Below are 15,357 nucleotides of genomic sequence, written 5' to 3' on the forward strand. Positions count from 1 at the left end.
GCTAAGCCTCTCCTGAAGAATTTCTTCTCCTGCGTACTAGTTAAGGCCGATCAAACTGGCGAATTTGGCCGACCGTCAATACAGAAGACGAGCAATTTTTCGATTGGAGCGTCTGTGCGTTTCTCGAACAAGCGTTGTGCATTTCTTGTATTTTTGACGTCAGGCCGAAATGCGTCGTTCATGCGAAATCAGGTGCGTCAATCCTCACCGCTAGCCTGGGGCTGACCCAATATGCACTGATGTCTGATGCCGATCTGACGGCTTTGTAGTTGCGCTGCAATGCAACACGTCCATATATTGGAGACCAGCCATCGAAGTGGGGCTCATGACCGTATCGCTGGATAGCATCATTTCGGATTGCGACAATTGCGACCCGCTGTGCACCGCGGTGGTCCATCCGGTTAATTCACGTACATTGACCGCGATAGATCATGCTTACAACGCAGGTTTGATCGATCCGATCTTGATCGGCCCGCGCGATCGGATCGAGGCAGCGGCTTCGGAAAGCGGTTCAGATCTGTCGCGCTGGCAGATCCGGCCGACCAAGCATAGCCACGAAGCGGCTGAGGTCGCGGCCGAGTTGGCCGCCGCCCAGCAGGTAGGGGCGATCCTGAAAGGTGCCCTGCATACGGACGAGCTCTTGGGCGCCATTGTGTCGTCAGGCTCGGGCTTGCGCACCGAAAGGCGGATCAGCCACGCCTATCTGATGACGATCGCCTCCTATCCGCGTCCTTTCATCATCACAGACGCCGCGGTGAACATCACGCCGAACCTTTTGGCCAAGGCGGATATCGTCCAGAACGCCGTCGATCTCTGGCACGTGCTTTACCCGGGCTCTGCCGCCCTTCCGAAGGTGGCCGTGCTGGCGGCGGTGGAGACTGTAAACCCGCAGATGGCGGCCACCCTCGATGCGGCGGCACTTTGCAAGATGGCCGACCGGGGCCAGATCACCGGCTGCGTGATCGACGGGCCGCTGGCCTTCGACAATGCAGTCAGCTCCGAGGCGGCCGCAGAAAAGGGGATCGTTTCGGATGTCGCGGGAGCGGCGGATATATTGATCGTCCCAGATATCGAGGCGGGGAACATGCTGGCCAAGCAACTCACCTTCCTCGGCGGCGCGGAGGCTGCGGGTATCGTGTTGGGCGCGCGCGTTCCGGTGATCCTGACCAGCAGAGCTGACAGTGCGCGATCCCGGCTCGTGTCCTGCGCCATCGCCGTCCTTCTGGCCAAGGCGCGCGCCATGGGGCGGATCAAGTGAGCGATACGATCCTTGCGCTGAATGCAGGTTCCTCCAGCCTGAAGTTCAAGGCATTCGCATTGGACGATCTCAGCGTGGTGCTGTCCGGCAAGGTGACCGGAATTGGGTCCAATCCGCGGTTCAAGGTGACCTATCCGGACGAGAGATCCTTCCCCATGTCGCAGGGTGGAGGCCATCATGGCGCCCTGACCGCCGTGCTGGAATTTATCGACCGCCATGACGACGACTGGCATCTGCGGGCCATCGTCCACCGCGTCGTGCATGGCGGGTCTCGGTTTCGTACGCCCGCCATCGTTGACGATGCCTGCCTTGCCGCACTGGAGGAACTGGTCCCACTCGCCCCTCTGCACCAGCAGCACAATATCGATGCCATTATCGCCTCGCGCGCTCTCGCGCCGGGCGCGGTCGATATCGCCTGTTTCGATACGGCCTTTCATTCCGGTCAGGACCCGCTCTTCACCACATTTGCCCTGCCCGGGCGGATACGGGACCAAGGCATTCGCCGCTACGGCTTCCACGGTATCTCCTACGAATGGCTCAGCCGTCAGTTGCGGATCCAGCGCCCCGATCTGGCCGATGGCAGGATCGTGATGGCGCATCTCGGCAATGGGGCGAGCCTGTGCGCCATGGTCGGCGGCAAGAGTGTCGAAACCTCGATGGGTATGACCGCGCTGGACGGCCTACCGATGGGCACGCGATGCGGGGCGATCGATCCGGGGGTGGTCACGGAACTGGGCCGCCGAGGCATGGGACCGGAGGAGATCGAGAGCATCCTCTACAACGAATCCGGTCTGAAAGGTCTTTCGGGCCTGACCAATGACATGGCCGCATTGTTGGCCAGCGATGCACCGATGGCGCGCTTCGCAGTCGATTTCTTCGTAATGAAAGTTGCTCAATTCACGGCGCAGCTAACGGTGGCAATGGGTGGGCTAGACGCCATCGTCTTCTCTGGCGGGATCGGCGAGAATGCCGCGGCGATCCGCAATGATGTTACGGCAAGGCTGGGCTTTCTCCCGCCATTCGAAACGCTGGTAATTCCAACCGACGAGGAGCGGATGATGGCCATCGATGCGCGCGACCTGCTGACCGAGATCACCACCCGGAGCCCCGGCCCATGCGCGGCCTAATCGTCGGGATCGCCAATGAGCATTCGCTCGCTACGGGCTGCGCCGATGCGATTTGCGACATGGGAGGCAGCCTTGCGCTGACCTATCTGGACGACAAGGCCCTACCACATGTGCAGCCTGTCGCGGATCGGCTGGGCGCGGAATTCCTGCTACCGCTCAACGTGAGTGACGAAGGGCAGATGGACGCGGTATTCGAGCGTATCGCGCAGGAGTGGGGTGGGCTCGACTTCCTGATCCATTCGATTGCCTTCGCGCCCAAGGCAGACCTGCACGGGCGCTTTATGGATTGCACCGGCGAGGGCTTCGGCATTGCCATGGATATTTCCTGCCATTCACTGGTCCGGCTGGCGCGGCGGGCGGTACCGCTGATGCGGAACGGCGGTTCGATCCTGACGATGAGCTTCTACGGCTCCGAGAAAGTCGTGCCCGGTTACGGCCTCATGGGGCCGGTGAAGGCCGCACTGGAATCCACGGTACGCTATTTAGCCAATGACCTTGGCGTATACGAAATCCGCGTCAATGCGCTCTCGACCGGGCCGGTGAAGACGCGCGCCGCATCGGGCCTCTCGCACTTTGACGAACTGATGCGCACCACCGCCGAACGTGCGCCGTTGCGCAGCCTCGTGACTTTGGAGCAGGTGGGCGAGATGGCGGCATTCCTGCTCTCGCCCAAGGCGCGCTTCGTAACGGGCCAAACGATCTATGTGGATGCGGGGTTCAACACCACCGCCTGACCTTTTGGGGGATTGATGACCGAGCAAGCGAACCGCCCCTGGCATGCTATGCACGCGTCCGAAGTGCTGGAAAAGCTGGGCAGCAGCATCAGCGGCCTTACCAGCGAGGATGCTGGGCAGCGGCAATTGCGCTTCGGCCCGAACAGCCTACCCGAAGCGAAGCAGGTCCATCCGCTCATTCGCTTCCTCTCGCAGTTCAACAATACGCTGATCTATTTCCTGCTCGCCTCCGCCGTGGCCGCCTTCCTGTTGCAGCACGCTGTCGATGCCGTCGTCATACTGTTGGTCGTGGTGGTCAATGCCGTAGTCGGCTTCGTGCAGGAAGGGCGCGCGGAAAAGGCGCTTTCAGGCATGCGCAGCCTGCTCTCACCCCATTCGCTGGCGTTGCGCGACAGGGAGAAGCAATCGATCGACGCCGCCGCGCTAGTGCCGGGCGATATCGTGCAACTGGATGCGGGCGACCGCGTGCCCGCCGATCTGCGCCTGCTGCGCGCGCGCAGCCTATCTATCGAGGAAGCGGCGCTAACGGGCGAATCCCTTTCGGCCGACAAAAGCGAACCTCCGGTGGCGAAGGATGCGCCATTGGGCGACCGGTCATCGATGGGATATTCGGGCACTCTGGTCGTGCGCGGGCAGGCGACCGGCGTGGTCGTCGCGACGGGCCAGCATACCGAGATCGGGCGTATCAGCGGCATGCTGCAGCGCGTGCCACCGCTGGTCACCCCGCTGCTTCGCCAGATCGACCGGCTGGGGCATTGGCTGACGCTGATCATACTCGGCATTGGTGCGTTGCTGTTTTTGTTCGCCGTCTTCGTGCAAGGCTTCGACTGGGACGATGCGCTGATCGCCATCGTCGCCATCGCGGTCGGTGCGATCCCCGAGGGATTGCCAGCGGTCATCACCATCACCCTTGCCATCGGCGTGCAGCGCATGGCGCAGCGCCATGCCGTGATCCGCAAGCTTCCCGCCGTGGAATCTCTGGGCGCGACCAGCGTGATCTGTTCGGACAAGACCGGCACGCTGACGCGCAACGAGATGACGGTGGTGCACCTCTTCACCGATGCCCACGAATTCACCGTCAGCGGCAGCGGCTATGACCCTGACGGCGCGATCTCGCCCGCGGATGGCATCGGGGCTGCCGCGCCCTTGGTACTCTGCGGCGTGCTCTGCAACGATGCGCGCCTGTTCGAGGAAGATGGCAGCTGGAAGGTCGCGGGCGACCCGATGGAGGGGGCGCTGCTCTCGCTGGGCTATAAGACGGGGGAGTTCGGGCTTTCGGGCTGGCGGCGGATCGACGAGATCCCGTTCGACGCGCAATATCGCTACATGGCCGTTCTGGCAGAGGGGCCGGACAGGCAGCCCTACACCTTCATAAAGGGCGCGCCAGAGGCGGTGATCGCGCTCTGCCCCGAAACCACGCCCGACGACTGGGCCGAGGCGATTGAGACATCCTCATCCAACGGCGAGCGGCTGCTGGGTTTTGCAATGAAGGCGATGTCACCCGATACGGGCTCGCTGCGTCACGGCGACCTGGGCGGCGCAGAAATGCTGGGCTTGATGGGCTTCGTCGATCCCCCGCGCGAAGAGGCGCGACTGGCCATCGCCGAGTGCCGCACCGCCGGGATTGCGATCAAGATGATCACCGGCGACCATGCGGGCACCGCCATCGCCATCGCCCGCCAGCTTGATCTGGCCGACGATCCACACGCGTTGACCGGCGCGGAGATCGAGGCGATTGACGACACGCAACTGGCCGCCTGCGTCGAGGAAATCGACGTGTTCGCCCGCGCCAGCCCCGAACACAAGCTGCGCATCGTGCGCGCCCTTCAGTCGCATGGCCATATCGTCGCGATGACGGGCGACGGGGTGAACGATTCCCCTTCGCTGAAACAGGCCGATGTCGGCACTGCCATGGGGATCGCAGGGACGGAGGCGGCACGGGAAGCATCGGAAATGGTACTGCTGGACGATAATTTTGCTTCCATCGTCGCGGCGGTGCACGAGGGGCGCACGGTCTATGACAATATACGCAAGGTGATCGCATGGACCCTGCCGACCAATGGCGGGGAGGCGATTGTCGTGATCCTTGCGATCCTTGCCGGCTTCACCTTGCCGATCACGGCGACGCAGATCCTCTGGATCAATCTCGTTACTGCCGTCACCTTAGGGCTGGTACTGGCCTTTGAGCCGCCCGAGCCCGGCGTTATGGATCGCCCCCCACGCGCCCGCGATGCACCGCTGATCTCGCGCGAGATATTGTGGCGGGTGGTGCTGGTGTCGGTGCTGTTCACGGTGGTGGTTCTGTCCGTGTTTTTCGGGACTCAGGCGATGGGCGACGATCTGCAGACTGCCCGCACCATGGTCGTGAACACGCTTGTCGTGGCCGAGATATTCTACCTGTTCAACGTCCGTTTCCTGCATGGCGCATCGCTGACATGGCAGGGCGTGCTGGGCACAAAGCCCGTGCTGATCGCGCTAGCGGTGGTGATCGTGGCGCAGCTGGCCTTCACCTATTGGCCGCCGTTGCAGGGTGTGTTCGACACACGACCGCTGACCATCGTGCAGGGTCTGACGGTGATCGCGATCGGGGCCGGGATGTTCATCGTGCTTGAGATGGAAAAGCTGCTGGTCAGCCGCCGGGGCGTTTGCGGGAGGCGACGAAATCCTAAGCTAAGGATTTAGGCCAGCGATATTCTCTGGTGAGGTTGATGCGTTCCCATCCCAGCATAAAGCCGCTGTCGCCGACAGAGCTGCCGTTCGCGAGCTCGATTTGTCTCCGCAAAAGCTGCCTTCCGTTCAGGTGCTCGCCGATGGCGGTGATGGCCAAATGCGGACCGGCAACTTTTGGAAACGAAATCATGACAGCCGCCTTTCGGTGGCTAGAAGACATTACTGAGCGGCGACAAAATGCTATCCATTCAACTTGCCCTTAACTGACGTAACTATAAGAGATGGCGGCATGAACGGGCGTTCGATTGCGATTGCCGGATGCGGGCCGTGTGGCCTGGCCTCGGCGCTATTGCTCGCACGGGCAGGCAATCGGGTCTTGGTGTTTGAGCGCTTTGCCGAGCCGACGCCGATCGGGTCAGGCCTGATGATCCAGCCAACCGGCCTTGCGGTGCTGCGCAAGCTTGGCCTTGCCGAGCAGATCGTTGGCGAAGGTGCTCGAATAGAGCGGCTGCACGGGATGGCGGGAAAGCGCGTGGTGCTCTCGGTCGGCTATGAGGCGCTGAAGGCGAAGCCTGCGATGTTCGGCATCGGCATTCACCGCGCCAGCCTTTTCGCCGCCCTTCACGACGCGCTGCAAGCCGAAGGCATCGACCTTCGCACTAATCACGCAATCACCGGATCGTCGATGACGGGTGGCCGGCGATGCTTGCATTTCGCTGACGGACAGATCAGCGAGCCATTCGACCTGATCGTCGACGCACTGGGCACTCGCTCGACGCTCGCACCCGGCGATTCCGGTGAACTGCCCTTTGGCGCGCTCTGGGCATCGCTTGAATGGCCCGAAGACCTCGGTCTGCCAACCGATACGCTTTCGCAGCATTATCGGCGATCTAGCGTGATGGCGGGCGTCTTGCCGCTGGGCCGAGGGGGAAAGACGCGCAACCGGCTAGCCTTCTTCTGGTCTCTGAAAGGCAGCGACCATGCGCGATGGCGGGATGCAGGGCTGGAACAGTGGAAGGCGCAGGTCCGCGACCTCTGGCCGGAATGCGAGCCGGTGCTGGATCGGATCAGCGATCCGGCGCAGTTCGTCTTTGCGCGCTATGCCCACCGAACGCTGGAACGCCCCGCAGAAGAGGCAATGATCCATATCGGCGATGCATGGCACTCGGCCAGTCCGCAGCTGGGGCAAGGAGCAAACATGGCGCTGCTCGATGCATGGGCGCTGTCCGTGGCGATGGCCCGAAACAGTGATATTGCGACAGCCCTGCGCGATGCGGTCGACCTGCGCCGCGGTCATGTCGAGATATATCAATCGCTAACGTGGCTGTTCACGCCGGTCTATCAATCCGACAGCCGCATATTGCCCTTCGTGAGAGACCGTCTGGTCGGGCCGCTGTCGCGTCTTTGGCCTACGAACAGGATCCAGGCCGCGATGGTTGCCGGCCTGGTCGCCAATCCCCTGCCCGGGCTGGGGCTGGCCGATGCATGACGCGGACGACAGCATCGCCGGCCACCCGGTGATCGTGTTCGACGGGCACTGGGTCCTGTGTTCGGCAAATGCGCGCTTCATATTGCGCAACGATCGGCATGGCCATTTTCGCCTTGCCGCGATGCAGGGCGCGGTCATTCTGCAGCGCTGCGGCGTCGATCCCCAGGCCCCCGAAACGCTGATCGTCATTGATGGCGGCATGGCCTTTCGCAACAGCGATGCGGTCATCGCGATCTGGCGGCGACTTGGCTGGCCTTGGCGCGCGCTAGCGATATCCCGGATCGTTCCACGCCGATTGCGCGATACGGTCTATTGCTGGGTCGCTCGCAATCGAAATCGCCTGTTCGGTCGGAACGAACAGTGCTTCGTGCCCGACTCCCGCTGGTCGGACCGATGCCTGTGACCCGCATCCTCGTATTGGGTGGCTACGGCGGTTTCGGCGGACGGATCTGCCTCCGACTAGCGCGAAAGGGGTTCGAGGTGATCGTGGCGGGCCGGTCGCTGGCAAAGGCGAGGTCCTACTGCAAGAACAAGGTCGCGCTCGTCCCCGCGCAACTGGAGCGGGCGCGCATCGCCGAAGGCCTGGCGCAGTGGCGGCCTGCCGTTGTCGTCGATGCCTCTGGGCCCTTTCAGGCGATGGACCTTGCCGTGCCACGCGCCGCGATCGCGGCGGGGGTGCATTATTGCGACATTGCCGACAGTACTTCGTTCGTCACAGCCATCGCTACGCTCGATCCAGATGCCAGGGCCGCCGGCGTCACGGTCCTGTCCGGTGCGTCCAGCGTTCCCGCCCTGTCGGGCGCGGTGGTACGGGCACTGGCCGAGGGGGTAGACACGATATCGCAGGTCGAGATCGCGATCTCCGCATCCAACAGTGCCACCGCGGGCGGATCGGTCGCCGCTGCGATCATCGGACAGGTCGGGCAACCTTTCAAGCTTTGGCGGGGGCGCCGCTGGCTAACGGTTCATGGCTGGCAGGAGCTGCGCCGGCAGGATTTCACGATCGAGGGCCGGCGGCCGATCAAGGGCCGCCTCGTTGCGCTGGTCGATGTGCCCGATGTGGCGCTTTTGCCCGCGCGCCTGTCGGGCAAGCCATCGGTCGTATTTCGTGCCGGGGGCGAACTGGGATTCCAGAACCTCGCCTTGTGGCTCCTTTCCTGGCCGGTGCGCCGTGGCTGGACCGCGAGCCTTGCACCTCTCGCCCGTTGGCTGCTGCCGGTGCAGCGCATCACCGCATGGCTGGGGAGCGACCGTTCGGCCATGCAGGTGCGGCTTTTCGGGGTGAGCCGCGGCCAAAGAGAGGAGCGGCGCTGGACCCTGATCGCAGAGAATGGCGACGGGCCGGAAATTCCGACACTCACCATCGCACCATTGGTCGGCAAGCTCCTCGCCGGTAAGGTTCCCCACGGCGCCCGCGATGCCGGGGAAGTCATGACGCTGGCAGATTATGAGGAGGCCTTCGCCGGGCTTTCGATCTATCGGACGCGCGAGGACATCGCCCTGCCAGGGCCAACCTATCGCAAGGTGATGGGCGAAAGGTTCGATCGATTGCCGCCTTCGGTTCGCGGGATGCATGCTGTACTGCGCGACGGCGGCGCATTTGGGGAGGCGCAGGTTACGGGCGCGGCCAATGCCATTGGCGCCCTGATCTCGCGCATCGTGGGCTTCCCGCGCGCAGGGCGCTACGAGCTGCATGTGACCTTCAACGAAAGTGACGGCACAGAGACATGGGCCCGCCACTTCGGGAAAACCCTGTTCCACAGCGTGCTCGAGGAACGAGACGGCGCGCTAACCGAGAGGTTCGGCCCGCTGCGGTTCGCTTTCGATCTGCCCAGCAGCGCAACCGGACTAAAGATGATCATGAAGGGCTGGTCGGTGCTCGGCGTGCCCCTTCCACTCGCCCTCGCACCGCGCTCGCTGGCAAGCGAATGGGAAGAGGATGGCCGCTTTCACTTTGACGTGCCCATTTCGCTGCCGTTGATCGGCAGGCTGGTCCACTATCGTGGATGGCTGGAAAGAGATTAGGTCGTGAACCCATAAAGCGGGCTACGAAACGGATTGCTGCGCAGCGAATTTTTGCCACCGCTTTTCCAGTTTTTGGACCATCGTAGCTTCGGTCGTTCGGATGTCGTCGATCGATCTAAGCCATTTATCGAAGGCCATTTTCACAAAGGCTTGACCCACGTCGTTCAACTCGGACCATTTGATTACGAGATCGGGTGTGCGGGCGATAACACTCCTTCCCGGTGTGAGCCCCTTGGCGGCCAATAGCTCTGCAAAAACGTATAAACTTGTGGAAACGTGGCGGTGCCATTCCCCATCGTCGGGGATTTGGTTGCCATCAGCGTTATAGGATATCACTGGAACACTCAGCATTCCTGGGACGTCTATCACCTTAAAGTCCGTCATTGGCACCTCGTTGCCGTATGCTATCCGAACTTAGGATCTTTTACTCGACGGCGGAATCTGATTCAGGCTCCACATGAGCCGATATGAGCTGACCGACTTTGAATGGCGCGTGATCGAACCGCTGCTACCCAACAGCCTCGTGGTGTGCCTCGCGTCGATGATCGGCGCGTTCTGAACGGGATATTCTGGGTGCTGCGTTCCGGTGCGCCGTGGCGCGATCTACCCGAGCGTTACGGCCCACGTACCACCTGCTACAACCGCTTCGTGCGCTGGCGGAAGGCGGGGGTATGGGACCGGATGATGGACGCTATCACCGCCGCTCACAATGGCGACATTCAGATGATCGACAGCACTTCCGTTCGCGCCCACCAACAGGCCGCGACGGCAAAAAGGGGGATCGAGATCATTGTCTCGGTCGCTCCCGAGGCGGGCTCACGACCAAAATCCATGCGGTCGTCGACGGGCAAGGCCTCCCGATCCGGATCACCCTGACCGCAGGGCAAAGCCATGACGGCCAAGCCGCTGATGATCTGCTCGATCATGTTGGAGCCGGAACAATCGTTCTGGCGGACAAGGCCTACGATGCCGATCGCATCCGGGCGTCTCTCCGCGAGAAAGGAGCATTGGCCAATATCCCGTCAAAGTCCAACCGCCGATCAAAACCGTACTTCAGCACTTGGCTCTACCGCGAGCGGAACCTGATCGAGCGCTTCTTCTCCAAGCTGAAGCACTTCCGCCGCGTTGCCACCCGCTACGACAAGCTGGCCGAAAACTTCCTGGCCATGGTCCAACTCGCCTCAATGCGGCTGTGGCTCCGTGTTTATGAGTCTACGGCCTAGGCGGATGACGGCCCTTGGCCGATTGCGGGATCGGCCGCTTTTAGGATCGATCTGGCAGATTGCGGACGTTCAAGCAGGCGGTTCGTCGGTCAACGCCGACAAAGCTGACGTTCCGCGAGACGGATCAGAATTTCGCAAGCTGCCGTCCATTCAATCGTTCCGTGATGAACCCCACAGACAACACCGAACAACCTCTTTAACAAAAATAACTTATTTTCTATGTATACTTAGCTTTTGATCCGGCAAGAGGAAGCTGTCGAAGGTCGAGTTCGATGGATAATGCCGCGTGTTGATCAGGGTTTATGCAACGTCACCGCATCCAGCGGATCGCCATTTGCCGTGAATGACCGATAAACCAGCTCGTTAGCGTCCACATCGATCAGTTGAAAGCTCTGCGTACGTGATGCCGATTTACGTGCCCAATCCAGCTTGCCTACCTCGTACATCTTGGGGCCCGCGACCGATACGACATAGGTCGCGCCCTCGCCATCATCGGCGGGACCATTTGCGTCGATAGCGCCGCGTGCATAGCCGTGATCGTGACCCTGAAGCACCAGATCGACGCGATATTTGTCGATTAAGGGCTTCAGCGCAGCGCGTATTTTGGGATTGTCACGGTCGGGTTCGCTGGAGAACAGCGGGAAATGCAGGAAAATAACCGTCCAGCGATTGGGGTTGTTGACCAGTAAACCTTCCAGCCATGCCAGCGTTTCGGCCCGCGCCTCCTCATTCCTGTCAAGTTGGGGGGAATCGATCGAAATCAAGCGAAGCCCTTGGTAATCGGTGTGCCAGTAGGTCTCGGCTCCGTCTTCCAGCCCCGCCGGTCCGTTTTCGGGCAGAGTGAATTGACGGCGCCACTGGCCGGTCACGGAAGAACCTGCGGCCGCGGCCTCGTCCTTGCCATATTCGTGATTGCCGGGCGTCGGCATCTGCGGCGTCTGGGCATAATGAAAACCGCCCGCTGCGAACCATTCGCCCCATTCACGGTCGGAATTATGGCGATTGATCAGATCGCCTGCGTGGATCACAAATGCCGCTTCGCCCCCCATGCGAAACGCCATGCGCAAGGTCCGCGATGCTTCGGACAATACATTGTTCTGCATGTCGCCCAGATAGATAAAGCTGAACGGTTTGGGCGTTTCGGATCCGGTGCGGAACTGGAACCATTCCGACCAGTTCGTCCCGTCGCCCACACGATAGGCGTAGACAGTTTCCGGCTGAAGATCGCGCAACACTGCTGAATGATAGGCGGCGCTAAAGGCGGGGTTTTCCTGCACCGCATAGGTCGCGTCATCGGTCACTGCCGCAATGATCCTCGGAGTTTTCGCGAAATCCGGCCCTGCCGTTGCGACCGCAAATTCGACCTTGCCGACAAGGCCGGGGGCGCTGCGCCAGCTGATTGCCATTTCATGCGCGGTATCCTCGGTCAGATTCAGGATTATACGCTCTGGTGCGACGGTTGCGGGCGCAAGTGCGAGCTGTTGGGTATCCTGCGCCGTCGCGGGGACGGCGCAAGTGAACAACAGGCTGGCGGCGAAAAGATATAGCAAAGCCGGTTTCATCTTGCTCGCTCCGTTCAGAAGATCAGGTTGAAGCCGAGCGACATCGACCGTCCGTTCTTGATATAGGCGCGGCTCGCCCCTTCACCCGTCGACACGGTCTGCCAATAGGTGTGGGAATCGAACAGGTTCTGCACCTGAAACTGGACCGACGACTTTTCCATGAAGCTCTTTCGGAACGTCAGGTCCACGAAATCATATGCCTGCTCGTATGGATCGTTGCCGAAGTCATTGATCCCGGCGAGGAACTTGGACTGGTAATTCCAAGCGCCATAAATCTCCCAACCGTCGCGTTCCCAGAATATCTGCAGGTTCGCGATAGTTTCTGGCGTTTCCATAAGGGGCAGCGTGTAATCATCAGGATGCCAGGACAGCCCCGTCTTCGCCTCCGACCGTTGAAGGGTAAGATTGCCCGCAAAGCCCAGCGAACCGAACACGCCCGGCAGCCAGTGCAGCAATTGCTGCGCGCTTATTTCAACGCCATAAACCTTGGCCCATTCGCCATTGTTCGGCATTGTCACGACAACGCCTTCGGGGTTGATGTTAACCCCTGCCGTCCCGTTGCGGATATTGCTCGACGATGAACGGAACAGGAAATTGCTGATGTCCTTATAGAACACAGCAACCGAGTAAGCACCCGAACGACCTGCATAATGTTCCAGCGACAGGTCGAAATTGGTCGATGTCAAAGGCTTCAGATCGGGATTGCCCATCTCTATTCCGACCAGCACCCAGTCGCTTGTCGGGTTAAGCACGCCGTCACCATCGGGGTCCTGATCATAGGCATATTCGCGGGCAGAGCTCATGCGCGCGATATCGGGGCGGGCGAAGCTGGTCCATACTGCGCCGCGAAGCTTGGTGCGATTGTCGAAATCGTAATTGACATGAACCGAAGGCAGCCAGTTGGTGAAACTGGACTGGTCATTGGCGAAACGTTCGCCCAGCACCGGATCGATATTCCACGCATCGATGGTATTGCGGGTATTCTCCATGCGAAGCCCAGCGATCAGCTGTGCCTTGCCGATCTGCGCCGTTCCCATCAGATAGGCTGAGATCACACGCTCGTCGAAATGGAAGCTGTCCTCGTCCGACAAATCGGCTTGCGAGGGATCGACCGCGAAACCGTCGAACAGGCTGCTCTCACCGCTTTCGGCGCGCTGCAGTTCGTCCATCATCGCATCATTGTCCAATGTTACGCCAAGACGGTAATCGCCGCTATAGGCGCCGCCGAACAGGCTGGTGATCTCCTTGCCGTACAGGCCGGAAAAATCCGCCAGAGTGCCATCGGCATTCAGGTCGAGGAACGAGCCTTCGTAGGTTCGGCGGCGCGAATTGTAATATTTCGCTCCCGTCTTCACCGTGTCCAGCAGGCCGCCGCCGAGTTCCCATTCAAGATTGAACTGGGCCTGCCACAATTTTTCGTTCGAACCGCCGACTTCGCCTTCGAGCCCGCTGAAATTATATTCGGCCGGGTCCTGCACACCGGTTAGACCCGCATCGTTCAACAGCCATTTCGGAAAGCGCGCATCCTCGGCAGCCGAAAACAGCACGCCCTTGTTGCCAAGCCAGCCATATTTGTCACTGCGGAATTCCAGCTCATATCCGTCGTCCAGATTGTCCTCGGACTGCGAATAGGACAAGTCGTAGTCGACCGTAATGGCGTTAAAGCGCGATACGCCGCCGAAATTGGCCGATCCCAGCGTACCGGTTTCGTTAGATCCTTCCCAAAATCGACGAAGGCGGAAGCCTTGCGGGTCCCATTGTCCCGAGCTGCCGACAAGACTATAAGTCGAGCGGGCGGAACGGTCGGCATCGGTGATGATCCCATCACCGTCGCGATCGGCGATCTGGCCGGTCGTATAGCCATAGATGCGACCCAGCGCATCGTCATAGCCGACGATATTATCCTCGGGCTGAAGCAAGCCGGTTTGACCGGCGTCCACCTGCGACAGGCGGGTCGAATTGCGCGTGGTATCGTTACGGAAATTCAGCCGGTTCAGGAATTCGGTCTGGCGATATTCATTGTACTGGCCGCGCAAATGGAAATCGTGGTTCTCCGAACGGAAGTCCACGCTGGAGTTCACGCCCCAACGTTCCACCTCTGTATCGCCAAAGCCCAGATCCATGCCGCGTAGCACGAACCGGTTCGGGTCCCACCCGAGCGTTTCGCTATCAGCATACCATGTGTCGGGTTGGTTATCGCCGTCCACCCCGTTCTGTTCGAACTGCGATCGGCGCTTGCTCCAACTGCCTGAAACGAAAGCGCCGAAACTGTCCGAGAATTGACGCGATGCAGCGGCGGACACTTGCGCCGATTTGCGATCGTCGAACTTGTCAAGCATCCCGCCTTGGGCTGACAGGCGGAAATAGGTGGGATCCTGATCAAAGGCCGTGGGCGTCGATATATCGACCGATCCGCCCAATGCGTCGCCATCGCGATCGGGAGTCAGCGTTTTGAAGACGGTGATTTCCTTGATCCCGTCCGGCGGCAATACTGACAGGCGCACACCACGATAGAACACTTCGTCACGCGAACCCGCGCCGCCAAGTCGCACGCCATTGATCGAATAATTGTTAAGTTCAGTCGATAGGCCGCGCACCGTGATGCGGTCACCCTCACCAGTCGTGGCATTGCGGACGGCGTTCACGCCGGGCAGACGCGCAAGCGATTCCGAGACGTTATTGGCCGGCAGCTTGCCCATGTCGTCCGCGCTGACCGTGTCGGAGATAACATCGGTATCGCGCTTCTTCTCGACCGACTCTTGCAGCGCCTCGAAATAGCCGGTGACGACAATGTCCTGACCCTCCGGTCCAGTCACCTGTCCGGCACCGGTAGCGGCGTTCGACTGCGCGGCATGAGTAAGCGTAGCGGCAGCTTCGGTAACGATAATCGTGCTGCCCTGCCGCTGCACCGCAACGCCCGCGCCAGAAATGATCCGTTCCAGCGCAGCCTCGGCCGTGAGCGTTCCCGAAACGCCCGCACTGCGACGCCCGCGCAAGGTATCGGCCGATGCGGCGATCTGGATGCCAGTCGTGCGTGAATATTGGCGAAGCGCACTGGCCAGATTCTGCGCGGGAATGGCAAAGCTATAACTCTGCGCGGTAGCAGCATGGGCCGGCGCAAAGGTTGCAGCAAGCGGCATAGAGGCAAGCGAAAGAGCCAGCGCCGAAACGCCGCTGCGAATATGGTCTACGCGAAACATGATTTTCCCCGTCTGAAAGCTCGAAAGCAGGGGGAAGACGCAGTTGCAACACAAAACCCGACAAAAAAG

10 protein-coding genes and 2 pseudogenes are annotated in these 15,357 nt (G+C 60.8%); 8 read left to right on the plus strand and 4 right to left on the minus strand.

The features are described from left to right. Positions 1–385: 385 nt before the first annotated feature. The 4 genes and pseudogenes from LOZ74_RS03110 to LOZ74_RS03125 all read left to right on the plus strand — a co-directional run. A pseudogene (locus LOZ74_RS03110) lies at positions 386–1,258 on the plus strand (bifunctional enoyl-CoA hydratase/phosphate acetyltransferase); the annotation flags it as partial. Continuing rightward, positions 1,255–2,385: an acetate/propionate family kinase gene (locus tag LOZ74_RS03115; RefSeq protein WP_230292852.1), complete on the plus strand. Its 1,131-nt coding sequence runs from the start codon at positions 1,255–1,257 to the stop codon at positions 2,383–2,385. The pseudogene LOZ74_RS03110 and the gene LOZ74_RS03115, both read left to right, overlap by 4 nt. Next, positions 2,373–3,119 carry an enoyl-ACP reductase FabI gene (fabI, locus tag LOZ74_RS03120; RefSeq protein ID WP_230292853.1) on the plus strand — a complete coding sequence of 249 codons (747 nt, stop codon included), beginning with the start codon at positions 2,373–2,375 and terminating at the stop codon, positions 3,117–3,119. The genes LOZ74_RS03115 and fabI overlap by 13 nt, the downstream gene beginning before the upstream one ends. 48 nt (positions 3,120–3,167) lie before the next feature. Further along, complete coding sequence (locus tag LOZ74_RS03125) at positions 3,168–5,801, plus strand: HAD-IC family P-type ATPase (RefSeq protein WP_230292854.1); 2,634 nt, start codon at positions 3,168–3,170, stop codon at positions 5,799–5,801. Here LOZ74_RS03125 and LOZ74_RS03130 read toward each other — a convergent pair. Continuing rightward, entirely contained in the window at positions 5,785–5,979 is a 195-nt protein-coding gene (locus tag LOZ74_RS03130; protein ID WP_230292855.1) for a hypothetical protein, read from the minus strand. The two genes, LOZ74_RS03125 and LOZ74_RS03130, sit on opposite strands and share 17 nt — an antisense overlap. Before the next feature lie 99 nt (positions 5,980–6,078). Here LOZ74_RS03130 and LOZ74_RS03135 point away from each other — a divergent pair, with 99 nt between their 5' ends. From LOZ74_RS03135 to LOZ74_RS03145, 3 genes are read left to right on the plus strand one after another with little or no spacing between them, the layout of a single operon-like run. After that, the gene (locus LOZ74_RS03135) at positions 6,079–7,278 is read left to right on the plus strand and encodes an NAD(P)/FAD-dependent oxidoreductase (protein WP_230292856.1); all 1,200 of its coding nucleotides are present in this window, start codon (positions 6,079–6,081) and stop codon (positions 7,276–7,278) included. Further along, positions 7,271–7,681: a thiol-disulfide oxidoreductase DCC family protein gene (locus LOZ74_RS03140; RefSeq protein WP_230292857.1), complete on the plus strand. Its 411-nt coding sequence runs from the start codon at positions 7,271–7,273 to the stop codon at positions 7,679–7,681. Before LOZ74_RS03135 ends, LOZ74_RS03140 begins: the two co-directional genes overlap by 8 nt. Beyond that, on the plus strand, positions 7,678–9,303 hold the full coding sequence (locus LOZ74_RS03145; protein WP_230292858.1) for an SDR family oxidoreductase: 1,626 nt from the start codon (positions 7,678–7,680) through the stop codon (positions 9,301–9,303). Before LOZ74_RS03140 ends, LOZ74_RS03145 begins: the two co-directional genes overlap by 4 nt. A gap of 21 nt (positions 9,304–9,324) precedes the next feature. Here LOZ74_RS03145 and LOZ74_RS03150 read toward each other — a convergent pair whose 3' ends face one another. Further along, positions 9,325–9,687, minus strand: coding sequence for a hypothetical protein (locus LOZ74_RS03150; protein WP_230292859.1), 363 nt, complete (start codon positions 9,685–9,687; stop codon positions 9,325–9,327). Between the two features lie 189 nt (positions 9,688–9,876). Between LOZ74_RS03150 and LOZ74_RS03155 the strand changes: the two are divergent. Next, positions 9,877–10,526, plus strand: a pseudogene (locus LOZ74_RS03155) (IS5 family transposase). 293 nt (positions 10,527–10,819) lie between these two features. Here the strand turns inward: LOZ74_RS03155 and LOZ74_RS03160 are convergent. Together LOZ74_RS03160 and LOZ74_RS03165 are read right to left on the minus strand one after the other, a co-directional pair. Continuing rightward, positions 10,820–12,088, minus strand: coding sequence for a metallophosphoesterase family protein (locus LOZ74_RS03160; RefSeq protein ID WP_230292860.1), 1,269 nt, complete (start codon positions 12,086–12,088; stop codon positions 10,820–10,822). Positions 12,089–12,102: 14 nt separating this feature from the next. Further along, positions 12,103–15,288: a TonB-dependent receptor gene (locus LOZ74_RS03165; RefSeq protein WP_230292861.1), complete on the minus strand. Its 3,186-nt coding sequence runs from the start codon at positions 15,286–15,288 to the stop codon at positions 12,103–12,105. Between the last annotated feature and the right edge of the window lie 69 nt (positions 15,289–15,357).

The sequence above is a fragment of the Croceicoccus sp. Ery5 genome, from assembly GCF_020985325.1.
Taxonomy (GTDB): Bacteria; Pseudomonadota; Alphaproteobacteria; order Sphingomonadales; family Sphingomonadaceae; genus Croceicoccus.

What these genes read in the sequence shown, in the direction of transcription:
- LOZ74_RS03135 (WP_230292856.1), top strand. Translation starts at nt 6,079, where the DNA reads ATGAACGGGCGTTCGATTGCGATTGCCGGATGCGGGCCGTGTGGCCTG.
- fabI (WP_230292853.1), top strand. Translation starts at nt 2,373, where the DNA reads ATGCGCGGCCTAATCGTCGGGATCGCCAATGAGCATTCGCTCGCTACG.
- LOZ74_RS03125 (WP_230292854.1), top strand. Translation starts at nt 3,168, where the DNA reads ATGCACGCGTCCGAAGTGCTGGAAAAGCTGGGCAGCAGCATCAGCGGC.
- LOZ74_RS03165 (WP_230292861.1), bottom strand. Translation starts at nt 15,288, where the DNA reads ATGTTTCGCGTAGACCATATTCGCAGCGGCGTTTCGGCGCTGGCTCTT.
- LOZ74_RS03150 (WP_230292859.1), bottom strand. Translation starts at nt 9,687, where the DNA reads ATGACGGACTTTAAGGTGATAGACGTCCCAGGAATGCTGAGTGTTCCA.
- LOZ74_RS03140 (WP_230292857.1), top strand. Translation starts at nt 7,271, where the DNA reads ATGCATGACGCGGACGACAGCATCGCCGGCCACCCGGTGATCGTGTTC.
- LOZ74_RS03160 (WP_230292860.1), bottom strand. Translation starts at nt 12,088, where the DNA reads ATGAAACCGGCTTTGCTATATCTTTTCGCCGCCAGCCTGTTGTTCACT.
- LOZ74_RS03130 (WP_230292855.1), bottom strand. Translation starts at nt 5,979, where the DNA reads ATGATTTCGTTTCCAAAAGTTGCCGGTCCGCATTTGGCCATCACCGCC.